Below are 23,339 nucleotides of genomic sequence, written 5' to 3'. Positions count from 1 at the left end.
ACGCTTACCCTTATAGGCCAAAGAAAGATTGCAGCACGGTAGCGACCACTACCAAGAAAATACAGCTGCCAAACCACGCCGCCGCAACTTTTCCGGTATCATTGTCCCCGGCATTCCATTTCTGGAAAACCTTCACTGCGCCTACCAGCCCGAGCACCGCGCCGATGGCATACATCAGCTGTGTGCCTGGTTCGAAGTAGCTGCGCACCTGGCTATCGGCTTCCGAGATGCCCGCTGCGCCGTCCTGCGCTTTGGCGATGGTTGCTATTACTGAGAGCAGCGCTGCTGCCCATACTTGTTTTGCCCTGCTTGAAAGGGCTGTTTTCCCACATTTCATACGCCTCGTTAGTTATTGTTTTGAACTTATTTACTCGGTTTATCTCCTTGCGGCTCCCAAGCCCGAAGGCCCGGGAGCGCAGGAGAACGGGCTCATCATTAAACCTCCTTCCATAACTCCTCTAGCTCTACAGCACTGAGGTTGATGAAGCCAAATTTTGCAGATTCCGAAGTGATCACATTGTCGATCGCCTCACGGAACGGCGTGCCTTTGACGGCAGAAAAATCTTTGATCAATATCTGTATCAGGAAAATCAGATCCCGCTTTTCGTAACCTTTTTCGTAAGCTTCTCTGATGCTAGTCCTGAGCTGCGAGCTGAGCTCTTCCACCTTGGCAAACAAGGCCTCACTTTGCCAGGGCTGCTTTTTCACTTCAACAGGTTCAGCGGTATCTTCCGGCTGACTCACCTCCGGCTTGCTAAACGGCGGCGGCTTTTCCGGTCGGTCCCAGAACCGGGATTTTGAATTGAGCAGTGCCTTGATGTCCTGCCGGTAATATCGGATGCCGATGATCACATAGTAGATCGCCACTGCGGCACCCACTGCAAAAAAGTAGCCTGTCCAGGATAAATGCGTTGCCATAACTCGTGTTGTTTTAAGGTTGCTGCTGCATTGATTACCTGACAAAGCAACACTCAAAACCAAGGCGCTTCAAGTACAACTTTTTCTTGTACCTACGCCGTGACATTGTATCCCAATGATTATCAATTACATAGAAAATGAGATCGTGATAAGAATCGCTAAAACTTTCATGAAGACTGTTTAAATGCCTAATAGAGTTTCTTGTATCAATGATGCCCCAAAGTTAGGCACAGGGCTGCGGGGCGTAGTGGAAATTCCGGCATAAACACGGGCATGAAATGCCTGCTTGCGCGCGGGGCTTTCCTTTATTCCGTTGCTTCCACTACTTGCTTGCCCAGTGCCAAAATGAAGCGCCATAATTCATTCAATCACATCAAAATCAAGGTAATTATGGAAAGCTTCGCAAATGTCTCAAACTTGTATCAGGTAGCAGAAATTGAGCTGATCTACAAAACCAATGTACAAGCAAGCCAACGTCCTAAAATAACATCGTCGACAGATGCATACAACGTGCTGATCCAAAGCTGGAACCCCAACAGACTTGAATTTATTGAAGAGTTCAAGATACTGCTATTGAACAATGCCAGCCGTGTGCTAGGTATTTTTGAAGTTTCCAAAGGAGGGATTTCAGGAGCAAGTGCTGATGTAAGGATCGTTTTTGCAGCTGCCTTGAAAGCCAATGCAACAGGGATCATCCTGGCACACAATCATCCTTCCGGGCAACTCGTGCCGAGTGATGCTGATAAGTATGTTACAGAGAATATGAGAAAGGCAGGTGAGTTATTGAACATTCGGGTTCTGGATCATTTGATCGTGACTTCGGAAGGGTTTTGCTCCTTTTCGGATGATAACCTCTTGGAATAAAATTGATTTCAAAATTCCTTGAGGGGAAACCCTTCGCATGGATATACTACCTGATGTCCGAAGTTTTCCTTTTAGCCCACTCGATTTTCGTAATTAGATGCCATTATAATTATATGCCCATCAAGCTGTGAATCAAGTAGTGCCTCCCTCAAACTTATATGCGGTTATTTACTTACATCTGTATTTCAGATACGAAATACGAGCCTAACAACATATGCACTATCATAAAAAAAGGATCAAAACTATATTCAAACAAAAAAAAGTGTACAGATTTTTGAACTTAACTTCATGAAAATCAGAGATTTAATAACAATGAATTTATCAAAAGTTTACATTTTTTGAAATATCTTTTTAATTTGTTATCTTCAATTTTGCAAATTTAAAGCATCATGTCAAAAACAGTCCGTGCGTCACACATTATTGCGGAGCGAGGAGTCAACGTCTTCGCGGATTATTGTAATCGGCATAATCCTTATATTATCTGGAGGGAAGAAACGAAAAACGATTTTGGTATTGATGGCGAGATTGAATTAACAGAAAAGACTGATGATGGAAAAACTAGACCAACCTCACGCATACTAAAAGTTCAGGTCAAGTCAACAGAACATGATAATAGCTACATGATTCGAGAGACTGAAGACTCCTTTTGTTTTAGCGCCTCTGATTCTGACCTGGAATACTGGAAGAATTATAGGCGTTTTGGATATGAGGTCCTTCTTGTGATCTTTGACGGGCGCAAAGGGAATGAATATCTTTATTGCAAAAAAATTACTGATATTGATGTAGCGCTGTCCACAAAAAAAGGTAGACAAAAAGCGGCACCGATTCAATTTTCGAAACTTAACAATCTCCTCACGATTGGAAGTAATGAGTTCCTGGATCGTTTCGCGTCGTCATTCAAGCCGAGACTTAATCACTTTGTCTCTGAATTTATTGACTCAAACCTATGGCCATTTAGATCAGAACCTCGATGGATGTATGCATTTCCTAGTAGGTTCAAAAACAAGAAAGCTCTCTTTTCTGAAGTTCAGCCCGGCATAGCACCATATTTCATAATCAAAGATTCATTCATTTACACGTTTACTGACGCTCGGAAGGGGTTCAAAGAATTCTTTGATCAAGCTTCGGAAGACGGCTGCAATTGCCAAGAGCATAGATTCAACGATATTGTTAGCTCATCTACATTAAAGAATTACTATGTAGAGCTGATGAACGCGTACATATCAGATTTCATGAGACGTCGTGGCATGTGGTGGCAGAAAGACTATAAGCGATACTACTTTTTCTTAAAAGAGGATCAGCAGGAGCACAAAGTACCCTTCAAGACTAGAAAAATCTCCAAGGAAACCGAAAAAAAGGTGGTAGGCTATTACGAGTATGGAAAAGATCACTTTTTTAGACACTGGGCAATCAATGTCAAAATCGTCTTTATTGAAAATAAGCTCTACCTAGTACTAAATCACAAATACCTTTTTACCTCAGACCGAAGGACTCCCATAAGGCCTGATAAGATAACTAAATATACAAATTACATCAATTCAAGAACTTACAATGATGGAGTTCTAGATGAACTTCATTTTTGGTGGTATCACTTTGCGAAAAACAATACAGAATGGATGATTTTCGATGGAAAGAATTTGCAGCATCCGGATATAAGCGTTGGTAGACCGATTTATTTTGATGTCCCATTTGGAATCGCAATGGATTCAGTGCGATCACCGGCAAAAACTAGACTACCAGTGAACGAAAATTCACAACAACTAGCCATATTTCTTTGATATGAAACCTGAATTATTAAGTGAACCCCTGCTTGAATTTGGAAACGACCGGCTTAGTGAAGACCCAAAACAAGGGATCACAATTGGAGGTTTCTTTTCCACTAGTTCGCACACACATCGATCTGAACTTCATTATGCGCTAATAGGAACAAGTTTTGGCTTAGAGAAGACTACGGAATGGATTGAGAGTTTTTCCGATCTTGTTGAGGCTACTGCCAAAGAAATTAAAATGAGTTCGGAGGCAAAGATATTTGATGGAGAGGTTATTGATGAGAGTGATGAAGACGGCTTACTATTTAGAGGTGATTTTGAAGATGAAATTGAAGATTTTAGCACAGAAGGTCAAATAAAATACGAGCAAAATAAGCGGTTAAATCCAGACTTTCCAGGGTTTTCATCGGAAACTGTTTTTCGGTGTAGTTTTGTTAACGATGAGACAAATAACCGAACCATTAAGCAATCAAAAGTTGAATCGATTTTAGTTGATAATGATTTGACGGACTTTGATCGCATTGTTAGAATATGCGACTTATACAAAGATGCCTACATTGACTTATTGACTACTAGCTTATCTTTACCAAATTTATGCTTCATTGTTATACCAGCCAGGGTATTTAAAGATTTGTCGTCTATCCCTTTCAAAGGGAATTCCTTCTTTAATTTGCGTCGATACCTAAAAGCTCAGCTTATTACGTTACCAGGATCAATACCTGTGCAAATTATTTTGGAAGATACTGTTTTGGGTAAGAAAAAGTCTCTTCAAGATCTTTCTATGCAGGCATGGAATTTTGTCGTTGCAAACTATTACAAAAATGGCGGTACTCCATGGACACTGACCCTAAAAGATAAGCACACATGTTTTATTGGGATAAGCTTTCATAAAGTACTTAATGCCGATACAAACCTAGTTAGGTCAAGTATTGCGCAGGCATTTAATTATGAAGGGAAAGGCATTGTATTTATTGGTAAATCATTTAAATGGGATTCTAATTTTCACAACACCCCCGCGCCACATTTGACTTACAATTATGCCGAGGATCTTATTAAATCTGTAATTGAAAGATATAAGCGGTTTAATAACAATATCTTACCTAATCGCGTAGTGATCCATAAAACAACAGATTTCTGGAGCTCTTCACAGCATGCCGAATATGCAGAAGTAGAGGGTCTTAAAGATGGTATACGAAAAGTGCTTGGAGATGATGTTACCATAGATCTTGTAACAATTAAGACTTCAATCATAAAGTTACTACGTCGAGAGGGGCGATATCCTGTTGTAAGGGGAACGATGCTTCCGTTGGATCAATATACAGGTGTTTTGTACACGACCGGCTATATTCCCTACTACGAGACGTATCCGGGCCTTCATATTCCGCACCCTTTGGAGATCTCCATATTTGAGGGCGAATCTACGTTGAAACGTGTCTGTGAAGAAATTCTTGCCTTGACAAAGCTGAACTTTAATAATTGTAATTTCTTTGATAGTTTACCCATCACATTACGTTTTGCACAGAAGGTCGGTGAAATCGTTCAATATGCAGACGACGACTCTGTGTTGCCTGACAAATACTTTTTTTATATGTAATATGTTTCACCACAATAATAATTGTGGATTAAGCACAAGGACGAATCATCAGGATTATGTATTACTCATCAGAATATCCAAAAGTATCTCGCTATGAAAAGTCTCCGAACGCGTTGAGTGGCTTAGCATCAAACTTTCTCTTTCACAAAGAACTTCTGCAACGCTTTAATAATCAATTATTTCTTGATGACGTTCATTTGAAAGAATTGATGGAATATTCGATCGAACTTGTGGGTGCGATAATTGATAGCGATTGGAAGGGCGAGAAGTTATCAAACACTGAGCGGGCGGAGATTGAAAACATCGTAACTAATTTTGGTTCTATTGCTGTTCAATTCAGAAATTCTGTTCCAAACATAGATTCGATTGTTGAAAAGTTGAATAAAGATGAATGGAAATCTCGACACACTTCAATTCAAAAAGAATTTTTAGACCAACTAAGTCAAGAGTCAGCAAAATCTATTCGATTGCAATTGAATGACGCTGTGCCAAGATTAATACATTTTTTGGAATCCTTGATTGGGAAAAATGTCACAAAGAATTTGGTCAATTACAATTCGAAAATTGATGGATATCTAAGAAAGGTTAAGGATATTGACGAGCTAATTGTTAGAGTCAAGGCATCTTTGGACGAGGTTGGTATGCTACCCACTTTTCAAGGAGTAAGAAATTATGCTGGACTTTTTAGTGCTGAATCAAAAAAATTTAAAGAACAGGCGAGATGGTGGCTTATTGGAATCGTAGTTGTTCTTCTTCTACTAACTCTGTTTGCTATCCTGAACTTTTATCTGGTTCACAAACGAATATTAATTAATCTTAGTACGAATGACACGATTCAAATAAGTATAAGCAAGTTGTTAATTCTCACAACCTTGCTGTATTTCCTTAGTTTATGTTCGAAAAACTACAAATCCTGTAAGCATAATGAAGTCTTGAATAGACATCGAGAGACGGCATTAGTGTCATTTCAGGCATTTGTAAATGCACCGTCTGCTGATGATCAGACAAAAAATGCTGTTCTGATTGAAGCTACTCGAGCAATATTTAATAGTCAACAAACGGGTTACGTCCCAAGTGAGACAGAAGAATCTCCCCATAGGATAGTTGAGATTTTTAAGTCTTTCCAAAGCAAATAAGATTTATTTAATATCAATCAACGGCTCCAACTTCTCCATCATCTCATCCTTCTCCTTCAACATCCGCTCATACAATGTAATCTTCTCTTCATGAAGCTGCATTAATTTGTCAATTGGATCTTTCTGAATAGTCCCGTAATTCACAGAGCTGCCAACAGCCTGATCATTGAAAGTAGTCGTAATGATATTAATTGCTTGATCCCCGTTGAATTTCCTAATCGCCTCAGCCGGGGATTTTTAGGATGGCCGCAACTTGCTCCAAAATATCGGAATCGATCTTCTCTTTTTGTTCGAGAAGGGAAATTTTTTGCTGGTTCCAATCTTCACCGAGCTCAAACGCCAGCGCGTCCTGCTTATTTTTAAAAAGTTCTCTGAATCTCTTCAAGTTACGTCCTTCGTGGATCTTCGGATTGGAGGTAGTATGTGCCATGTGGAAAGGGTGTTTGGTTAAAAAAAGCAATTTAAATAAATCTCCCGGGAAGTGCTCGGATATCTTACGGGATCGCAATGTATGTTACCGCGTTGATGGTGTTGCGTACTGTCCGCAAGAATGAGTGTTTTGCAAAGAACGTAAATGCAAGCTTTGTACCACACTTTTGACATTACAAAATGGACACACAACCACCCTCGGACAAGGATTCCGAAGACTCGGAGTCGGTTGACCGTCTCCATCGCGCCTACGGCCGGAAAGTTAAGGATCTGCTTAGCCAAAGTGACGCAGAGACTTGGATCGAAGACCTTTGGGATATGTATACTGGCTTCACCCATTTCAGCCAGGAAGCCGGGTATGATCCACGGGGTCACAACAGGTTTGTTTCTTTCAAACAACTTGTGTTTTTCTTTCAGGATGTTGGGAAGATGAAATCGTGATAGCGAAATTATGGCGATCAGTTCCGGATGATTTAATAGGCAATTGCATTCTAAGTTTGCAAACACTTCTGGTTAGAAAAGAATGATCCAAAAAATAATTGTCAGGATTAGCGCACCAATTATAATGCATCCCGTAGGCTGATGTTGATTGTTCTGTTTAGGTCGGGCTGGCTTTGGACTTGTAATTTGTGTTACCCTCATTGCTGTTTTAGGCGTAGCGGGATTTGAAATTATTTTTTTCTCTAATATTGGCGATGTCCGAACTAACCCTTTTTCTTTCAAGAATTTCAACGCATTCTGGTAGGCAATGGTATTTTTGCTTGCTCCTAAGACCGACACGCCATCAGACTCGCGAAACTCTCCGAAGACAATAAGTTCACTGCCACTATGTTTGTTAAGAGATCGGACAAAGGATTCATTTGTAATCTGTTGGGACGCGAATTCTTCAAAGTAAGGTTTTTTACTGTGATTTCCAGGATTGCTATTCCTATCGTTTGCATGAAACGCATATACACAGAATGCAAAGAAGTAAGCTTTCTGGTGTAAAGGTAATTGGTGAAAGATGACATTGTATAGTGATTTTTGGCCGATGTATTTCGAAAAATAAAGACCTTCCTCAAAAGCATAGTCCAACATAGCAGGGCTTGGAGAGCGATCTTCATCCTCTTTGCGAGAAAGTAAGGCTGACATGTCGTATGCACTAGCATGTTCTGGAATTTTAATTTCAAGTTTTCTAGCATAGTTTAATTGCGCCTCAGATGGAGGTTCAAACAAGGGTTCGGATACCTCAAAGGGTTCTATGTAGCCGATGGCTTTTAGCTTCTCACAACAGAACTCGGGGTTTGGGCCAATTTCTATTACTGTTCGTTTACGCTTGGTTCCTTGAAAAATACCAGTTATGGAGTATTTAAAGTTTAACCTTGTCATAAAGGTCTAGTATATTGTGGAAACACAGGGAAATATCAAAGATCATTGTTAATTTCTAATCAATCAAGCAGCTCATAAAACCTCTAAGTTCATTCAGAACGACAAACAAATCCTCATCTTACGTGAATTACTGTGCTCAACCTTCAGTTAGACTTTTTAATCAATTACGGCTGCGATGACTCAGCCCTTGTTTTAATGTTAACACGTCAATCCATTTTTGGCAACTTATCAATTGGAAGAGTTTGAATTTAAGGCTGCCAGTTTAACGCCAGCCATCCATGTGAGACTATTACGAAGTTGCATGACCTTACTACTATAAGCCACAATGTTGACTCGCTCGTTTTTTATAGCTTCAAAGAAATTACCGATTGACGCTTCAAATTCAAGGAGATTAAAGACGATCTCGAAAGAACGTTTGATTACTTCAGGCTGCGTCACGGCATATTTTTCTCCAAAATCCGCAGTCGCCTTACTTAGAATGATCCCCGATATGCCGATCACTCTGATCAGAGTATTTGGGTGAGTCCGTTCCTCGAAATAAATTGGTAAGTTGAAACCGCGCGACAACATTTCAAATAAGACGAAAATGGCCGCAATCCCAGTTGTTATCAAGGCCATGAGGATTTCCCTTGATTTAGTTTCCTCATTCAAAATATTAAAATAGTGTTTGATTTGCTCGTATAAGAAATTGGCAGCAAACTCATCACTATCCATTTCTCGTGCATGACGTTCCAGGCTAAATTGCGCCGCAGTTCCGGCTGCCGCGTTCTCAGAGAGTCTCTGATTAATGTCTGTCTTATCATACTGAAGAATATGTCCTAGTTCGTGATAGTACAGGAACATCGTAGTGCTCTGAAACATCAAATATGGAAGATTGTCATCGGGAACAACATTTTTCAATAGAGCAGCTTCCGGTAACGATTCTATGACTGCTTTTTTTTCAACGTTGAACTTTTTGTACAAACTTTCAAGAAGATGATTGTTGACTTCAATCCAGATGTCTGTTCCTGACTTGACTGCCATTGCATTATTAACAGCCTGATCTCGATAGAAAAATCCACATCTAGCAACATCAAATTTTGGCCACTCTGTTTTTATATTAGTTGAACAGAAATTAAAAAAACCTTCGAAAACTTTCGAAAGCGTATCATTCTCATAGTCATAGATTGAAGTTTTATCAACCTTATCGGGCAAAGAATCCACGTGTTTCTTGTATTCGCTCATTTGTGATTTATGGTTATCATGGATATACAACTTATTGAAACTAGTTTAATCAGCAGCCCCATATCCCATGAGGCAGTTATTCTGAATGTCAACAATCATCCAAAGAGCTTGGTTGTTTGTGAAGCTGGGCCGCAAGAAGTTGCGTACAAATCACTGTCGTAACTGTTGGAGGAGGAGTTTCAAGCATCGGAGGTTGATTTGGGTGTACTTTCGGGATAAGTATCCGATGTAACCGATCTAACTTCTCGTGTGCGGGAATTGATTAAACGGTCAGTCCAAAGAAAATAAGCAACCAGCAAAATGCTGATTGCTTGTTCAATATCTCATTTCTTCGTCAGCTTGTACCTCAAATGCGTGGTGAGCTCGGACGGTATCACTTCCATGATCTGAATATCATAAATGTCTTCGATACCATCGAATAGCCGGATGCCTCCTCTCAGAAAGACCGGCGCAATGTGAATGAAAAATTCGTCGATTAAGCCAGCGTTGAGAAATTGTTGAATCGTGTTCGCGCCTCCTTGTATCCTGATATCCTTCCCCTTTGCCGACTCCCGTGCTTTTTCAAGCGCACTATGCAGGCCGTCATTTATAAAGTAGAAGGTTGTAGTTCCTTTTTGAATCCAGGGCTCGCGCGTTTCGTGCGTAAGCACATATACGTCGGCTTCGTACAGGTCTTCCGCCCAGGCCACTTCGCCTTCCTCGAACATCCGCTTTCCCATAATGTATGAGCCTGTCCGGGCAAACACATCGTCGATCAATGTCCCATCTGTGCCATCCTCCTGGCCGCCTTCCATTTTGATGTGTTTCCAAAATGCCTTTTGTTTGAACATCCATTGATGAAGTTTGCCCGAAGCGCCGCCCATCGGGTTTTGCGGACTTCTGTTGTCACCGGCGAAATAGCCGTCTAGAGAAATCCCGCTGTCAAATATTATTTTGCTCATGCTGATGCTGAATTATGGTTTGGGATGCTTTGTAATTGAAGTTCCAGTTTGTCAAACATCTCCATCCAGCCGCGATACGCCCCGGTTTTCCTGGCTTTCTCCTCTGATACGGCTTCGTAGATCACTGCCTTTGTCTGGTTACCGAGAGATTCAAATGTCACTTTGATCAATATCTCGCCCGGCCAACCTGCCGATTTTAAATCGTCTGGTTGTAGTACGTCGCCGTTTTCGTTTGAAAGACTAATAGTATATACTAATTTCTCCGGGCGCAGTATTTCCAGGTATTTGCCGACAACCCATCCACTGCCGTGGTTAGGATGATCGATGCGGTAATGAAAGCGTCCACCTTCCTCGACCTCGATATACTTAAAGTCGATCGTGCAGCCATCGGGCGCATACCAGACTTTAAGGTTTTTAGGGTCGGTCCATGCGTCAAAAACCCTATCAATGGGCGCATGGAATATGCGTGTAATTAAGAGTTCCTTATCCTGTGGTTTCATTTTTGCTGTCTTTTGTATCTGCTAAAAATTTGTCCAATTTTTCGAATCGCTGATTCCAGAGTTTGCGAGACTCATTCACCCAGTCGGCCACTTCATCCAACTGATCCAGCCGCGCCTCACACATTTGCTCGCGCCCTCTCTGAGTAAGCGTGACCATACCGCATTCATGCAGCACTTTCAGGTGTTTGGCAATGCCCTGGCGGGTAATGCCAAAGTCTTCAACAATCTGACCAATATTTAATACCCCACCCGATAACCGCTGAATGATCATTCGGCGCGTAGGGTCGGCAATAGCCTGAAAAACATCCCTTCTTTCTACCATATACAACCATTTGGTTGCTAATTTAAGCACAACCAGATGGTTGTGCAAATTGTGGCGTTAATAATTTATCTGACGGTGTTTGCCAGCGAGTTATAAATTCCGTTTTTTGCTTTCAATCGCTATGAACTCTGGCAGGTAATCCGGAGTACAGCCTTTTGAGACCATTTCTCCTTTATAAAGACCGGTGTTCTCGCCGATAGCAATACAGCGATCCCGATATTGTTTTTCAAAGATGCCTATCCAGCCAGCAGTGAAATTCATCGCCCATTGCACTTCCGGTTCTTCTTTGGCAATGTTCGTTTCTATTTTGGCCAGCAATTCCGCCGTGTTATTAGGTGGCATTTGTCCCATCCATCTCAAACGCGCCTGATGATACCAGAATACTCTTCTTTGAAGCGCAGACGGGCGATTTTCCCATGATTCAATTAAAGCAGCGATGTTCTTGTCTTTGAGAAGTTGATTGGCCATTAACCAGTCTATCAATTGATTCCTCTCGATAGATGGATGGGTTTGCATATCACGATCAAGTTCATTGATCAGCTCTTTTGAAATGCGCTTATTGTCCATAATTAAAATGGCCAGTTGCCTGGGGAAAAATCTCCCGGTCGACCATAGTTCAAGAGCCAGTTCATGATCTTTCTTAATATCCTTGGCAATTTTCCGTAAGTCTCCCAGCTTGGTATTACCATTGATTTGTTCCAGGATGTTGTCCGCTTTTGAAGAAAGTTTCATTGCTATGTTCTGATTACCGGTCCCTAATATCATGCAGTTTCAATGGATTACTCTCTGTTCTTGACAATATAGACTGAGCCTGCGGGATCGGTGATCCAATGCATATTGTCGGGAAGTTCTTCTAGTTCGTCACAGGTCGAAATACCATGGGATTTCAGGTATTCAGTTGCCGCCGGGACATTCTCCACATTGAGCTCCAACCAGGTTTCGGAATGTGTGTAATTATCGACGCAATCCAGCCACATGACGTTGCTACCGAAGTGAACCTGGTGTGTTCGCGAAACTGTCGGATTTGTGATCGGCTTTTCTTCCACGTTGAGTTTGAGAATGTCGCGATAGAAATGAACTGTCGCTTCGTATTTAGCTTTCGGAATTTTTACAGCAATGTTGATGCCGCCTTCGAATTTGATATCCATTTCAATTACTGTTTTTCATTTGTTCAACCGCATTCCATCCTTCTGGGGTAATTCCCATAATCTCAGTTACAGCGCCAATAATCTTATATGTATCAAAAAACGCCATTCTCGCAATAGGATGATCCACTTCACTGATGATTTCATATCCTTTTGCCTGAAATTTTCCGACGACCTCTTCGAAATCGCTGACCGAAAGCCTGTATGCAAAATGCTGTGCTCCCCCGGCTGGATATTGATCTAAATAATCATGAAACATGCTTTGCCCGGAAAGAGGCTGCACGAGTTCTACGAAATTAAGACCATTGTATGCCTGCGTAGTGAGCCATTCTGCGGCCACCACTTCGCCTCGGTAAGTCATGCCTAGGTCCTGCGCACGAACTAGCTCAGGTGCAGGAAATGTGGGGATGCCAAGGCTTTTAGAAAAGAAATCCGCAGCCGCATGAATATCTTTCACTACCCAGCAAATCTGGACAAATTCAAGTTTTGAGATAATATCGTCAATGCCGTCCATATAAGTACATTCCTGGATTGATGGTTTACAAAACTATCAATTGCGGCATTGACAATTGTGGGGGATTTAAGACAACAGCGAGGGTAGATCGGGACGTTGTTGTAAATGCTTGAATTATAAACTGTTTATTCAATATTTAAATGACGACTAAATGTTAGCCAATTATTCATCTAACTTTATTAATGCCTTTCCAGTTTTCGGATCAAACGGTACCGAACTATGTTCATGGATAATCGACCATTTTCCATTTTCTTTCTTCAAGCAAATGGTGGCACGCCAGCGCATATCAATTTCGTCACCGTTTTCCAGCTGTCCTATTACGTGGTTAAACGAGTGACAAAAGCCAAGATCTTCACTAGCAGAGATTGAAAGTCGCTCAATTTCGTATGAAAATGCATCGGGAAATTGAGAAAGCCAATTTTCCAGACGCTTCCGGCATGATGCCAAGCCAACCTTTTGCAAAGTCTCAACCACATCGAATGAAACTACCTCATTCGCATAATTGACCATTGCGGCATCAATATCTTTTCGTTGGACTGCCTCCTCCTGTCGGCGAATCAGATGTTCAATTTGTTCTTCGCTGGACATAATCTGGATTTTAAGAGCATAAATAAATTTAAAAAAGTCATTAAAACTCTATGCCTTTATGCCAGCAATTATATAGTTTGATTTCCTAAGATCTATAAAAACCGTAAATGATTAAGGCTACAAGTATTGATTCAGTGACCCAGATTGTGCGCGTATTCGAATGCGAAATCCGTCTAATTAGCCAATGGCCTCCTAAGCAGACAGCCATGATTAGCAGTCCAAGAACAATTTCGAGTGGATAGTCTCGCTTCTGGTCCGGTGTTCCATAAAGTACATAAAACAAGCCATGCAGAATTTCGTAAAGACCCAACAATGCTCCCAGCATCAGCGGAGTAATCCAGGTTAGTAATTTCTCAATTCTCATTCTTGTAACGGATACCCAATTTCCCAAATGTGCCCAAACGGATCTTTGAGCTTCCCTATCTTCCAATCTTCTTCAACAGTCACCGGACAAATTTGGGTAGCTCCGGCCTTCAATGCATTGACGAATATTGTGTCCGGATCCGACGTTATCAAAATCATGCGAACTGGCGATCCTCCTATTGTTGTGGGACTAAGATTGTTAAATTCCGGCTCTTCATCCCCAATCCAGAAGTCTGCATTTCCTATTCCAATTTTCGCATTTGTTCTACCATCATTGGTATATTTTTCCAATATAGTTGCATCAAAAGCCGCTTCGTAGAAAGCGGATGCGCCCGAAGCATCGGTGACTACCAGGAACGGTGTAATGTTCAGTTTTATGTCTGCGCTCATAATGAGATTTAGAATTTAGAGATTACAACTTAGTCACTATGGGTATTCCCGGTCTTAAACGAGGTCGACTAGTCGTTTGTCTTTTAAAGAATCTAATACTGCTTTAAATACTTTGGCCTTTTTGATTGCAAGGTGTCCATTTGGTGCCCAAAATGTTCCGTGAAGATTATCGCCGGGATCAACTGGCACTGTCTCGCCAATCCTATTCAGATTACGCATCAACTTATCGACACTTAATTCATCAAGATCATCGCAAAGATCATCTATCAATTCAATGCCGTTTCGATTATTGTCAAAGCTAACCATGTACGGTGTTAAGCCAACATCGACTAATCGTTTGTACCGGTCCGTTTTGAGTTTATTTGTGGATTTCAAAACCGGCCTGAGCCCAACACCACCCTCTACAAATGCATTCACGCGTTTTACCAAATTCAGAGCACAACCGAAATCAGAAAATGCAGCCGCTGGTTCGTCTGCCCTTTTAGCGAACGCGGCAATAACCCATACAAATGTTGGATCGTCAATCTTAGTTATGTCAGAAGTTGAAAGTCCCACGCTGTGATAAAGTTCTCGCGTAGTCATTGGGAATTTGGTAGTCATGGCGAAAGGTCAGTTTGTTGATGAGTGAACAGTTGAGATATTTTGAGCATCAATCTTATGATCTCAAAAATATCTAAATGGCGTCTCAAATTCAAGTCGGTGTAAGAAATTATGCAGACTAAATTTTGGTTCAAGATGTTACCCACTGACTGAGTAGCCATTACGACCCAAAATTTCTTACAACTTTGCGAGGCGGTCGTTCAAATCCACCAGACCGGACTTTTGCAGACAATCTGCTGACAACGCAAGCAATTCGTCCTTCGACTCATTAGAGGCTATGTCTATCAAGTCGGGATTGCTTTCGTCACCAGCAATACTTAACGCTCTTCTGACTGCCTGGGTCAGCAACAAAACATTCCGCCTGCTAATCTTCAAATCGATCTTGATTTGATCGTTCATTCCGGGGATACTCATGATGGTATCATACACACTTGCCAGCTCTTTCGCGTTCATCATGTTTTTTGTTTTTAGTACGGTACAAAAATAATAATTGACCCTGAAACGATCCTAAGGAGAATTTACCCAGGATAGGTAGCTGACATTCGTGTTCTTTAATTTCGCTCCACGAACCAAAACAGAAAGCAAAATGAGCGAAAGAGAGAGGGGAAGCCGCGGGCTGTTAACGTTGGCAGAAATTAGAGAATTAGACCTTATTGGTTATCTGTCAGAATTAGGATTTGAGCCAGTCAAAGTGCATAGTGCAGATCACTGGTATTTGTCCCCCTTGCGGGATGAACGGACTGCATCGTTTAAAGTCAACAGGAGACTTAATCGTTGGTATGATCACGGAATCAGTCTTGGAGGGAATTTAATTGACTTCGCCACCATTTTTTACCAATGCTCTGTTGGGGAAGTAATCAAGATTTTCTCCGATTACTGGTCCTTTCACAAGCTTAAGATTCTTTTACCTTCAACAGAGAAGGCCGCTGTGAATTGTCCCATACAAATTTTGTATACCGGGCCGCTGACAAGTAAAACACTGTTGGACTACATAGTTTCAAGATCTGTTTCATACGATATCGCCAGGCAATACTGTCGACAGGTTAACTACCAGATCGGGTACCGAAGGTATTTTGCAATTGGCTTGCTCAATAATTCTGGTGGTTATGAGCTACGGAATTCTTACTCGAAGTTGGCAAGCAGTCCGAAGGATATTACTACAATCAATGTCGGTGCTCCGACAGTCTCGGTGTTTGAGGGCATGTTCGATTTTCTGTCCTACAAAACCTTAATGAGAAAGATGGCCGAGCAACCCGAGAATTACGTCATCCTGAACTCCATCTCTCTCTTCGATCGCGCACGACCTTTTCTGGAAAGCCACTACCACATTGACCTATATTTCGATCGGGATGCTGCGGGTATTAGGTGCACTTCGACAGCAAAGGACATCAGTGAAAAATACAATGATGCCAGCGGAATGTATGGTGGTTACAAGGATCTCAACGAATGGTTTGCCAGTGGAGCGGCCAGGTGAAATAGGTGACTAATCAGAGCAATCAATTTTTGAGGCTCCAGACTACAAAAAATCTGGGGGGATTGCCTCTTACCCGCAATCGGCCAGATGTCAGGTTGTATCACAACCTAAGGATCTGGCCCGCCGGGCACTCCGGAGTCGTTGGCGGGATTGACCGAAAAATGAATGTCGAAATGTGAAAATGATAACGTGATGAATGAAGACAAACACAACCGAACTAAGTGGCTGCATGTCCGTTTAACCCCTGAGGAGTTTCAGCAGCTTCTTCGGAAAGTGCAAGGGACAACATGCCGAAAGACGAGTGAGTACGCAAGGAAGATCCTGCTTTCTGAGCCCGTCGTGATCAACCATCGAAACCAGTCATTTGATGAAACGATGGTTGAGTTGACCCGCCTCAGACGTGAGCTAACAGCTGCCGGTAATAATCTAAATCAAGCCGTCAAACGGCTACATGCCTTGTCCCAAATCGCCGACTTTCGTAGTTGGTTGGATGCCTACGAGCATGACAAAAATCAGTTTATCGAGCTGGTGAAAGAGATCAATATTTACATCAGTAAAGCTTCTAAGATATGGTTGCGATCATAAACACCGGGGCTTCTATTCGAAGCACTTTTTACTACAACGAAAACAAGTTGAAGGAGGGTGTAGCCGAGTGCATCATGGCAGGAAATTACCCTGATGATGTGGCAAATCTGAATGAGCAGGAGCGGTTAAATATGCTTCTGAAACTGGCCGCCTTGAACACGAATGTTGTCCGAAATAGCGTCCACATCTCTTTAAATTTTGACCCTTCTGAGCACCATTCAAAAGCACTATTAGGAGAAATTTCCCAAGCCTATATGGATAAAATTGGCTTTGGAGATCAGCCGTATCTGGTGTACCAGCATCAGGATAGCGGCCACCCACATATTCATATCGTGAGCGTAAAAATAGATGCAAATGGCAAACGTATTGAGACCCAGAACATCGGTCGCAATCAGTCGGAAAGGGCTCGAAAAGAAATTGAAAAAGAGTTTTATCTGGTAAAGGCTGACGGAAGAAAACAGCAGCAGATCCAGAATTTAAAACCAGCGATGGTCAGCGCCAACTATGGCAAAGTCGAGACCAAGCGGGCGATTTCTAACGTCCTTTCGGGCGTAATCGATAAGTACAAATTTACATCGATCCCAGAGTTGAACGCAGTCCTGAACCAGTACAATGTGGTAGCAGATCGAGGAAGTGAGGATTCCAGAACCTTCAAGAAAGGGGGGCTTCATTACAGGTTACTAAACGACAAAGGCGGGCGCGTTGGGGTGCCAATTAAAGCGAGTGACTTTCATCAAAAACCGACGCTGAAATACTTGCAAGCAAAGTTTGAGACAAATGAGCAATTGCGGCAGACTGACAAGTTAAGGGTAAAAAATGCCATAGATTTCACGCTGTATGGCAAGCAAAATGTAACGCTAGATCGCCTGATTAATAATCTCAAACGAGATGGCATCGACACTGTATTAAGAAAGAACGATGCCGGGCTCATCTATGGCATTACTTATGTCGACCATCGATCGAAGTCAGTTTTCAATGGCAGTACGCTTGGAAAGAATTACAGCGCAAAAGCCATTCAGGAGCGTTGCGTTCCACTTACACAACAACCCCGAAACTTCATTGCTAATGATGTAAGACGGGGCCAATCGTCCAACAATATCGATGTTTTGGTAGGCGAGCAGACTTATACTCAACAGGCTTCTGGTCAGTTCAAAGAAAACAAAATTTCCGATGGGGCCGACGCACTTTTTGATCCGGTAAAGCAAGATGGTTTTACTCCGTCCGCGCTTGGAGCAGGCAAGCGAAGAAAGAAAAAAGGGTTCTCTCAATCATTATAAATCAACAACATTATGGCTTCAAATACTGGCGAAAATGACGTAAGTCTTCGCAAGATTACAGACATGACGCGCATGATCAGCCTCCTGATCCTTGCTTTACATTTTTACTATTTCTGCTACCAGGCATTCCAAAGCTGGCATCTGACATTTGCAATTTCTGATCGAATTCTGGACAAGATAGCGAGTGCAGGTTTGTTCGCATCATTCGGCAAAACGAAGATCATTGCGCTTATTTTTTTAATTATATCCCTTGTCGGGGTAAAAGGGAAGAAAGGCGAAAATATCAAAGTGCAACATGCGTTGATCACCGTATTTTCCGGGCTAGCTGTCTATTATTTAAGTGGCCTAATCTTGAAAGTAGTGCAACATACACAAGCTGGACCAGTCTTGTATATGGCATTTACATCAGCGGGCTTCTTGCTAATTCTATCCGGTGGTAGCCAATTTTCAAGGATGATTACGGCCCGCTTAAACAAGGATATTTTCAACAAGGAGAATGAAACATTTCCGCAGTTCGAGAAGCTAATCGAAAATGAGTATTCCATAAACCTACCTGCAAAGTACCGGTACAAAGGAAGAGTCAGGCAAAGCTGGATCAATATCATCAATCCGTTTCGGGGGTTATTGGTGAGCGGGTCGCCTGGGTCCGGAAAGACATATTTTGTTTTTCGGCACATCATCTCCCAGCATATTGAGAAGGGATTTTCAATGTTTGTCTACGACTTCAAGTATAGCGATTTGTCTTTGCTTGCCTACAATTCCTGGCTTGAAAACAAGGCCAAATACGAGGTAGAGCCGGCCTTTTATACAATCAATTTCGACGACCTCTCACGCAGTTACCGATGCAATCCACTGAATCCTGAAAGCATGTTCGATATCACGGATGCAGTGGAGTCCGCAAGAACAATATTGATGGGATTGAACCGCGAATGGATCAAGCGGCAGGGTGATTTCTTTGTCGAATCGTCGATCAACTTCATGACTGCTGTTATATGGTTCTTGCGCCGTTACAGAGATGGAGAATTCTGTTCTTTACCGCATGTGATCGAGTTGATGCAGATAGATTACGATCGTCTTTTTACTATACTTCGGGCTGACAGCGAGATAGAAGTCCTGGTTAATCCCTTCGTCACAGCTTACAAAAATGAGGCAATGCAACAGTTAGAGGGACAAATAGGATCGACAAAAATTGCATTGGCCCGGCTCGCATCACCCCAACTTTACTACGTATTATCTGGAGACGATTTTACGATGGATATCAACAATCCCGACGCTCCCAAGATCGTCTGCATGGGAAACAATCCGCAGAAAATTCAAATCTACGGAGCTGTTCTCTCTCTTTATATTACCCGTCTCATAAAGCTTGTTAACCAACCAAATAGAATGAAAAGTAGCCTGATTTTTGATGAGTTTCCAACTGTATATCTTAATAACATGGACACATTAATCGCTACTGCCAGATCCAATGAAGTCGCAACGACGATCGGTATTCAAGATTTTAGCCAGCTTAAAAAAGACTATGGCAAGGATTATGCGGAGGTGATCATGAATATTACCGGCAACATTATCAGTGGGCAAGTGAGTGGTGAGTCAGCTAAGCAACTTTCTGAGCGTTTTGGTAAAATCATTCAAGGAAGGACAAGCCTGTCAATAAACAGAATGGACACTTCTGTAAGTAAATCCCAACAGCTCGATTCCGCAATTCCGCCATCGACGATCTCGTCTTTAAGCTCCGGGGATTTTGTAGGATTTGTTGCGGATAATCCTGATGAACGCATTGACCTCAAGGGTTTTCACGCCAGCTTTATTAACCTCGAAAGTCAATCCGAAAAGGGTAAAAACCAGCAAGAACTGCCTGTCATACGTAACGTAAGTTCATCTATTGTTCAACAAAACTTTCGCCAAATCAAGCTCGATATAGAGCAGATTGCTCAAAGTGAAATGAATAGAATTGGAGAAGATGATGATCTCAGATATTTGATCATTAACAAGACAGCGGACTCATAAAGCCTGCCAATTTACTACAGATTTGTACATTCTCTTATGTAACTGATAGTCAACATTGTAATTCGATTAATGATATTTATTCTAACTTTTTTCTAAGAAGTTTGTAATAATTACAAATCTGATTATTATTTTGCTGAATTCACAACGCCTCCTCTGTTAAAATAGAACTTTGTAACACACCAATTTTCTAAGTATGATAGAGGCAAAATCAGAAGATAAAGGGCTTATCATTGATATTCTCACAGAGTCCTTTAAAGACAATCAAAGTGTAAATTATCTAATCCCGGCGGATGGCCGAAGACTCAATCGCATTCGTGCATTGATGGATTACTCGTATGAGACATGTAAGCTTTTTGGAAAAGTTTACTTGTCAGACGACCGGAAAGGATGCGCACTGGTTTCGTTTCCCGAACGTAAGAAAACAACTCTTAAATCGCTATGGTTGGAGGTCACGCTCATTTTAAATGGAATTGGGTTCGGTAACATTTCAAAGGCAATTAATCGCGAGAAAGCGATTTCAAAAAACTATCCATCTACTCCAATATACTATTTGTGGTTTATCGGCGTACAACCTGACAGCCAAAATAGTGGTGTTGGAAAAAGGCTGATGGACGAGATTGTTGCCGAGTCCGAGCGTCTTAAAAGACCAATCTATTTGGAAACATCGACGGTCAAGAACATACCCTGGTACAAGAAATTTGGCTTAAATGTGTATAATCAACTTGACTTTGGATACACACTTTTTCTCATCAAAAATGATTAATAGCGATGAGAATTGGACGTACAGACATGCATGTTGTCACACTTGTGTTCATCATCCTCGAACTTATTATGTTCGTGTATCAGGTGTTTTTTTATCTTTCTCACCCACAGGACAGACGTAGGCTCTACTACGTAGGATTGTTGCTGTTTCTGATCCTGAAAAATACTGCCAGCGGATTTTTTCCTGATCCCAATCTTGACAGCCCTCCGATGGTTGTTCAATATGCGATAGCCTATGGTATGGGGTTTCTGATGGGCGCTTATTTCCCCTATTACTTTTACAAGGCCTTTGACCTAACGCGCCTGCGATGGCATGCTTTATACGGCGTTCCTCTGTTTATCCTGTTGCCATTTGCTGTCATATTCCCTGGTAAGTTCATTTTTGACGGGGATATAGACAAGGCAATTAATTATGGCATGGTCATCCCAGCCGGATATGCGCTCGTCCTTTTGTATACGATTCAACAGTCAATCCAGGCTAAATATAGGAAAGACATTCAGGATCGCAGGTTCTTCGAGGTGACGGCAGTCTATATGGCCGTCATACCTTGGGCATCGCTTCCATTCTTTGCATTTTTCAGGATACATCAGGTTCCCGAAGCGTTGTTGACGAATATCGGCTTCATAGTAATTACGATACTGTTTATCAGAAGATCTATCCAGGAAAGTCGGGAAGAATACGATCGATTAAGCACGCTGGCGGGAGGAGACGGTCAAGTTTCTTTATCGAAGCTGGATTTGATTGATCAAATGGTCAAACAATTGCAGTCCAGCGAAATTTCTCCTTCACAGCGCTTCGAGATAAATTTGAATACAGTTGGTCTTACCACAAGGGAAAAAGAAATCGTCCGATTGATAAAAGTTGGTAAGACTTACAAGGTCATTGCCGATGAACTTTTCATATCTGAGCGGACTGTGAGCAAGCACGTCCAAAATATTTTTGAGAAACTTGGCGTGTCAAACAGGGTTGAGCTACTTAATCGGCTGGACATTTGGGAAAGTGGCTGATAAGTGCTCCCAGACCGGAAATACGTGTTTTCGCGTAGATGATTTGCGTCTTTTTGCGTAGGTCAAAAGCATTCAAATAGTTGTTTTCTCGTATTTACTTCTTGTCCCAAATCATTGAGTTTTGTTACAGACATTGAGCAATGTTGTGATGCGCACTTAACTTTTATGGTATGGGACAAGAGTATGCTTTGGACTGGCTGGACCAGATGGTTCACGAGCTAGATCCGCAGAGAATAAGGCCGGAGAATTTGGATAATCATCAAGCTATGGCGATCGTGGACAAGGCTGCTAATGAGGAAAAACGGCTTATCCGATTGTTTAAACAGTTCGTCTTTCAAGAACAGAAAACCAAGCAGATTAGAAATTCAGTTAACCATTATCTTTATGAGGCAGAGAGTTTGATGAAAGTCGCTGGGAGAAATTTAAATCAGATACCTGCCAGAGCGGATAATTATCGTGTCGCACTGGAAAGTGTGTTTTCCTGTCTTCAGAAAGTGTCTGCGTTTATAGCGTTCCGTTATAAGAATCTAGTCGATCCCGATCTGTCTTTGGACATGATCAATTCTGATCAAGGGGCACATGACCTAAGGAGGCTTCAAGATAGTGACGTCATGAAATGCAATCCTGAATTAGCGAACCTCGTGATTAAAACGTTCTGTGATATTTTCGTGGATCATCGGGGTGGTGAAATCACAATGCGTAAGCTTAATTTTTGGTCCAATGTAATTCAGGCAGTCAATTACGCTGACGTGTCTTTAGAAGTGACCGAACCATTCGACCAATTAGAACAGATCATGATAGAACGCAATTTCAATTCGCCGCTGTTTTCGCAATATTTAACTTCGAAATTCTCTGAGAAAATCGACATCTCTACCGATCCCGACCTAGTGGAAGAAAACCTTGCCTTCTTGCAGAAAACGTTCAACCAAATTCCGGTCATGAAGGATATGATTTTTAGTAAGGAATTTGATGATTTGAGCCTTACCATCAATGCCTGGTTTATTCAGGAGATAGATTTCCGATCAAAAAAGATTCGCATTGCGCTAGGTGAGCCCAGTGAGCAGCCACAAAAACCCGGGAAGAAATATGAAAGAAAGACTTCCGATAAGATCTTGTGCAATCTTACCGTTGATCAACTCTCGCTGTTTTTCAAAGCTGCCGATATGTCGAACGTTATATCAGCACGTTCACTATCGGCAATTTTTCATTCAGTGGCCCCATATTTATCTACCCCACACCGCACCGACATTTCCCACAGTAGCCTCAGGGTGAAAAGCTATTCGGTTGAGGAACGAGATAAGACCTTACTGATAGAGATAATGACTAAGTTAACCGAGCAAATCAAGGATATGTAAAGTTGATCGTGATTCATTGTGGCTGATCGCAAAGCTCAGGTAATCCGAGTAAGGGTGCAATTGATGGCATAGCTTTGCTATCCTATCTATTTATAACACAACGCAATCATCGAAATGGGAATAAAAACAGGACCTAAAAAAGTTCCAAAGTCGACAGACAAGCCAGACAAACGTCAAGGAACAATAAGGAATCTCCTGGCAATACG

The 23,339-nt window shown here is 41.8% G+C and carries 26 protein-coding genes and 1 pseudogene; 12 read left to right on the top strand and 15 right to left on the bottom strand.

Features of this window, described 5'->3' with window-relative positions:
• Positions 1 to 10 precede the first annotated feature (10 nt).
• Entirely contained in the window at positions 11 to 337 is a 327-nt protein-coding gene (locus tag LZG74_RS11440) for a DUF4134 domain-containing protein (RefSeq protein WP_138366785.1), read from the bottom strand.
• Between the two features lie 98 nt (positions 338 to 435).
• Positions 436 to 918, bottom strand: coding sequence for a hypothetical protein (locus LZG74_RS11435; protein ID WP_233796715.1), 483 nt, complete (start codon positions 916 to 918; stop codon positions 436 to 438).
• 390 nt (positions 919 to 1,308) lie between these two features.
• On the opposite strand from LZG74_RS11435, the gene LZG74_RS11430 reads away from it, so the two are divergent.
• The 4 genes from LZG74_RS11430 (at position 1,309) to LZG74_RS11415 (ending at position 6,281) form a co-directional block, all read left to right on the top strand.
• Positions 1,309 to 1,782, top strand: a complete 474-nt coding sequence (locus tag LZG74_RS11430) for a RadC family protein (RefSeq protein WP_233796714.1) — start codon at positions 1,309 to 1,311, stop codon at positions 1,780 to 1,782.
• Positions 1,783 to 2,171: 389 nt separating this feature from the next.
• Positions 2,172 to 3,560 (top strand): DUF4365 domain-containing protein, encoded by a 1,389-nt coding sequence (locus LZG74_RS11425; protein WP_233796713.1) that lies wholly within the window; start codon positions 2,172 to 2,174, stop codon positions 3,558 to 3,560.
• Between the two features lies 1 nt (position 3,561).
• Complete coding sequence (locus LZG74_RS11420) at positions 3,562 to 5,145, top strand: hypothetical protein (protein ID WP_233796712.1); 1,584 nt, start codon at positions 3,562 to 3,564, stop codon at positions 5,143 to 5,145.
• Positions 5,146 to 5,201: 56 nt separating this feature from the next.
• The gene (locus LZG74_RS11415; protein WP_233796711.1) at positions 5,202 to 6,281 is read left to right on the top strand and encodes a hypothetical protein; all 1,080 of its coding nucleotides are present in this window, start codon (positions 5,202 to 5,204) and stop codon (positions 6,279 to 6,281) included.
• A gap of 3 nt (positions 6,282 to 6,284) precedes the next feature.
• On the opposite strand, the pseudogene LZG74_RS11410 reads toward LZG74_RS11415, so the two are convergent.
• A pseudogene (locus LZG74_RS11410) lies at positions 6,285 to 6,711 on the bottom strand (helix-turn-helix domain-containing protein).
• Positions 6,712 to 6,890: 179 nt separating this feature from the next.
• On the opposite strand from LZG74_RS11410, the gene LZG74_RS11405 reads away from it, so the two are divergent.
• Positions 6,891 to 7,151 carry a hypothetical protein gene (locus LZG74_RS11405; RefSeq protein WP_233796710.1) on the top strand — a complete coding sequence of 87 codons (261 nt, stop codon included), beginning with the start codon at positions 6,891 to 6,893 and terminating at the stop codon, positions 7,149 to 7,151.
• 72 nt (positions 7,152 to 7,223) lie between these two features.
• Here LZG74_RS11405 and LZG74_RS11400 read toward each other — a convergent pair whose 3' ends face one another.
• The 12 genes from LZG74_RS11400 to LZG74_RS11345 all read right to left on the bottom strand — a co-directional run bounded on the left by LZG74_RS11400 (position 7,224) and on the right by LZG74_RS11345 (position 15,121).
• Positions 7,224 to 8,078 carry a hypothetical protein gene (locus LZG74_RS11400; RefSeq protein ID WP_233796709.1) on the bottom strand — a complete coding sequence of 285 codons (855 nt, stop codon included), beginning with the start codon at positions 8,076 to 8,078 and terminating at the stop codon, positions 7,224 to 7,226.
• A 228-nt stretch (positions 8,079 to 8,306) separates the two neighbouring features.
• Positions 8,307 to 9,302: a hypothetical protein gene (locus LZG74_RS11395; protein ID WP_233796708.1), complete on the bottom strand. Its 996-nt coding sequence runs from the start codon at positions 9,300 to 9,302 to the stop codon at positions 8,307 to 8,309.
• Positions 9,303 to 9,625: 323 nt separating this feature from the next.
• Positions 9,626 to 10,243, bottom strand: a complete 618-nt coding sequence (locus LZG74_RS11390) for a dihydrofolate reductase family protein (protein ID WP_233796707.1) — start codon at positions 10,241 to 10,243, stop codon at positions 9,626 to 9,628.
• A complete protein-coding gene (locus tag LZG74_RS11385; protein ID WP_233796706.1) occupies positions 10,240 to 10,743 on the bottom strand; it encodes an SRPBCC domain-containing protein in 504 nt (167 codons plus the stop codon). The genes LZG74_RS11390 and LZG74_RS11385 overlap by 4 nt, the downstream gene beginning before the upstream one ends.
• Complete coding sequence (locus LZG74_RS11380) at positions 10,727 to 11,095, bottom strand: helix-turn-helix transcriptional regulator (RefSeq protein WP_233796705.1); 369 nt, start codon at positions 11,093 to 11,095, stop codon at positions 10,727 to 10,729. Before LZG74_RS11380 ends, LZG74_RS11385 begins: the two co-directional genes overlap by 17 nt.
• Positions 11,096 to 11,155: 60 nt before the next feature.
• Entirely contained in the window at positions 11,156 to 11,797 is a 642-nt protein-coding gene (locus LZG74_RS11375; protein WP_233796704.1) for a DNA alkylation repair protein, read from the bottom strand.
• Between the two features lie 47 nt (positions 11,798 to 11,844).
• Positions 11,845 to 12,213 carry a VOC family protein gene (locus LZG74_RS11370; RefSeq protein ID WP_233796703.1) on the bottom strand — a complete coding sequence of 123 codons (369 nt, stop codon included), beginning with the start codon at positions 12,211 to 12,213 and terminating at the stop codon, positions 11,845 to 11,847.
• A 1-nt stretch (position 12,214) separates the two neighbouring features.
• A complete protein-coding gene (locus LZG74_RS11365) occupies positions 12,215 to 12,724 on the bottom strand; it encodes a VOC family protein (protein WP_233796702.1) in 510 nt (169 codons plus the stop codon).
• A 162-nt stretch (positions 12,725 to 12,886) separates the two neighbouring features.
• Positions 12,887 to 13,312 carry a nuclear transport factor 2 family protein gene (locus LZG74_RS11360; RefSeq protein ID WP_233796701.1) on the bottom strand — a complete coding sequence of 142 codons (426 nt, stop codon included), beginning with the start codon at positions 13,310 to 13,312 and terminating at the stop codon, positions 12,887 to 12,889.
• A gap of 360 nt (positions 13,313 to 13,672) precedes the next feature.
• Entirely contained in the window at positions 13,673 to 14,065 is a 393-nt protein-coding gene (locus LZG74_RS11355) for a hypothetical protein (RefSeq protein ID WP_233796700.1), read from the bottom strand.
• 54 nt (positions 14,066 to 14,119) lie between these two features.
• The gene (locus LZG74_RS11350; RefSeq protein ID WP_233796699.1) at positions 14,120 to 14,647 is read right to left on the bottom strand and encodes a hypothetical protein; all 528 of its coding nucleotides are present in this window, start codon (positions 14,645 to 14,647) and stop codon (positions 14,120 to 14,122) included.
• A gap of 195 nt (positions 14,648 to 14,842) precedes the next feature.
• Positions 14,843 to 15,121, bottom strand: a complete 279-nt coding sequence (locus LZG74_RS11345) for a hypothetical protein (protein ID WP_233796698.1) — start codon at positions 15,119 to 15,121, stop codon at positions 14,843 to 14,845.
• 130 nt (positions 15,122 to 15,251) lie between these two features.
• Here LZG74_RS11345 and LZG74_RS11340 point away from each other — a divergent pair, with 130 nt between their 5' ends.
• The 7 genes from LZG74_RS11340 to LZG74_RS11310 all read left to right on the top strand — a co-directional run bounded on the left by LZG74_RS11340 (position 15,252) and on the right by LZG74_RS11310 (position 23,133).
• Positions 15,252 to 16,139: a toprim domain-containing protein gene (locus LZG74_RS11340; protein WP_233796697.1), complete on the top strand. Its 888-nt coding sequence runs from the start codon at positions 15,252 to 15,254 to the stop codon at positions 16,137 to 16,139.
• 192 nt (positions 16,140 to 16,331) lie between these two features.
• Positions 16,332 to 16,724, top strand: coding sequence for a plasmid mobilization protein (locus tag LZG74_RS11335; protein ID WP_233796696.1), 393 nt, complete (start codon positions 16,332 to 16,334; stop codon positions 16,722 to 16,724).
• Complete coding sequence (locus LZG74_RS11330; RefSeq protein ID WP_233796695.1) at positions 16,709 to 18,001, top strand: relaxase/mobilization nuclease domain-containing protein; 1,293 nt, start codon at positions 16,709 to 16,711, stop codon at positions 17,999 to 18,001. Before LZG74_RS11335 ends, LZG74_RS11330 begins: the two co-directional genes overlap by 16 nt.
• Before the next feature lie 12 nt (positions 18,002 to 18,013).
• On the top strand, positions 18,014 to 20,008 hold the full coding sequence (mobC, locus tag LZG74_RS11325; protein ID WP_233796694.1) for a conjugal transfer protein MobC: 1,995 nt from the start codon (positions 18,014 to 18,016) through the stop codon (positions 20,006 to 20,008).
• 193 nt (positions 20,009 to 20,201) lie between these two features.
• Complete coding sequence (locus LZG74_RS11320; RefSeq protein ID WP_233796693.1) at positions 20,202 to 20,771, top strand: GNAT family N-acetyltransferase; 570 nt, start codon at positions 20,202 to 20,204, stop codon at positions 20,769 to 20,771.
• 5 nt (positions 20,772 to 20,776) lie between these two features.
• The gene (locus tag LZG74_RS26345; protein ID WP_304488683.1) at positions 20,777 to 21,778 is read left to right on the top strand and encodes a LuxR family transcriptional regulator; all 1,002 of its coding nucleotides are present in this window, start codon (positions 20,777 to 20,779) and stop codon (positions 21,776 to 21,778) included.
• Between the two features lie 170 nt (positions 21,779 to 21,948).
• Entirely contained in the window at positions 21,949 to 23,133 is a 1,185-nt protein-coding gene (locus LZG74_RS11310) for a hypothetical protein (protein WP_233796692.1), read from the top strand.
• The last annotated feature ends 206 nt before the right edge of the window (positions 23,134 to 23,339 follow it).

This window comes from Dyadobacter sp. CY327, assembly GCF_021390415.1.
In the GTDB taxonomy this organism is placed as follows: Bacteria; Bacteroidota; Bacteroidia; order Cytophagales; family Spirosomataceae; genus Dyadobacter; species Dyadobacter chenhuakuii.
This window is presented reverse-complemented; position numbering and strand designations above follow the sequence as displayed.

Excerpts from the sequence above, each read along its gene's own strand:
- LZG74_RS11335 (WP_233796696.1), top strand. The coding sequence starts at position 16,332 with ATGAATGAAGACAAACACAACCGAACTAAGTGGCTGCATGTCCGTTTA.
- mobC (WP_233796694.1), top strand. The coding sequence starts at position 18,014 with ATGGCTTCAAATACTGGCGAAAATGACGTAAGTCTTCGCAAGATTACA.
- LZG74_RS11430 (WP_233796714.1), top strand. The coding sequence starts at position 1,309 with ATGGAAAGCTTCGCAAATGTCTCAAACTTGTATCAGGTAGCAGAAATT.
- LZG74_RS11440 (WP_138366785.1), bottom strand. The coding sequence starts at position 337 with ATGAAATGTGGGAAAACAGCCCTTTCAAGCAGGGCAAAACAAGTATGG.
- LZG74_RS11320 (WP_233796693.1), top strand. The coding sequence starts at position 20,202 with ATGATAGAGGCAAAATCAGAAGATAAAGGGCTTATCATTGATATTCTC.
- LZG74_RS11345 (WP_233796698.1), bottom strand. The coding sequence starts at position 15,121 with ATGATGAACGCGAAAGAGCTGGCAAGTGTGTATGATACCATCATGAGT.
- LZG74_RS26345 (WP_304488683.1), top strand. The coding sequence starts at position 20,777 with ATGAGAATTGGACGTACAGACATGCATGTTGTCACACTTGTGTTCATC.
- LZG74_RS11360 (WP_233796701.1), bottom strand. The coding sequence starts at position 13,312 with ATGTCCAGCGAAGAACAAATTGAACATCTGATTCGCCGACAGGAGGAG.
- LZG74_RS11355 (WP_233796700.1), bottom strand. The coding sequence starts at position 14,065 with ATGAGCGCAGACATAAAACTGAACATTACACCGTTCCTGGTAGTCACC.
- LZG74_RS11385 (WP_233796706.1), bottom strand. The coding sequence starts at position 10,743 with ATGAAACCACAGGATAAGGAACTCTTAATTACACGCATATTCCATGCG.
- LZG74_RS11370 (WP_233796703.1), bottom strand. The coding sequence starts at position 12,213 with ATGGATATCAAATTCGAAGGCGGCATCAACATTGCTGTAAAAATTCCG.
- LZG74_RS11400 (WP_233796709.1), bottom strand. The coding sequence starts at position 8,078 with ATGACAAGGTTAAACTTTAAATACTCCATAACTGGTATTTTTCAAGGA.
- LZG74_RS11395 (WP_233796708.1), bottom strand. The coding sequence starts at position 9,302 with ATGAGCGAATACAAGAAACACGTGGATTCTTTGCCCGATAAGGTTGAT.
- LZG74_RS11330 (WP_233796695.1), top strand. The coding sequence starts at position 16,709 with ATGGTTGCGATCATAAACACCGGGGCTTCTATTCGAAGCACTTTTTAC.
- LZG74_RS11425 (WP_233796713.1), top strand. The coding sequence starts at position 2,172 with ATGTCAAAAACAGTCCGTGCGTCACACATTATTGCGGAGCGAGGAGTC.
- LZG74_RS11310 (WP_233796692.1), top strand. The coding sequence starts at position 21,949 with ATGGGACAAGAGTATGCTTTGGACTGGCTGGACCAGATGGTTCACGAG.
- LZG74_RS11415 (WP_233796711.1), top strand. The coding sequence starts at position 5,202 with ATGTATTACTCATCAGAATATCCAAAAGTATCTCGCTATGAAAAGTCT.
- LZG74_RS11350 (WP_233796699.1), bottom strand. The coding sequence starts at position 14,647 with ATGACTACGCGAGAACTTTATCACAGCGTGGGACTTTCAACTTCTGAC.
- LZG74_RS11405 (WP_233796710.1), top strand. The coding sequence starts at position 6,891 with ATGGACACACAACCACCCTCGGACAAGGATTCCGAAGACTCGGAGTCG.
- LZG74_RS11375 (WP_233796704.1), bottom strand. The coding sequence starts at position 11,797 with ATGAAACTTTCTTCAAAAGCGGACAACATCCTGGAACAAATCAATGGT.
- LZG74_RS11390 (WP_233796707.1), bottom strand. The coding sequence starts at position 10,243 with ATGAGCAAAATAATATTTGACAGCGGGATTTCTCTAGACGGCTATTTC.
- LZG74_RS11435 (WP_233796715.1), bottom strand. The coding sequence starts at position 918 with ATGGCAACGCATTTATCCTGGACAGGCTACTTTTTTGCAGTGGGTGCC.
- LZG74_RS11340 (WP_233796697.1), top strand. The coding sequence starts at position 15,252 with ATGAGCGAAAGAGAGAGGGGAAGCCGCGGGCTGTTAACGTTGGCAGAA.
- LZG74_RS11420 (WP_233796712.1), top strand. The coding sequence starts at position 3,562 with ATGAAACCTGAATTATTAAGTGAACCCCTGCTTGAATTTGGAAACGAC.
- LZG74_RS11365 (WP_233796702.1), bottom strand. The coding sequence starts at position 12,724 with ATGGACGGCATTGACGATATTATCTCAAAACTTGAATTTGTCCAGATT.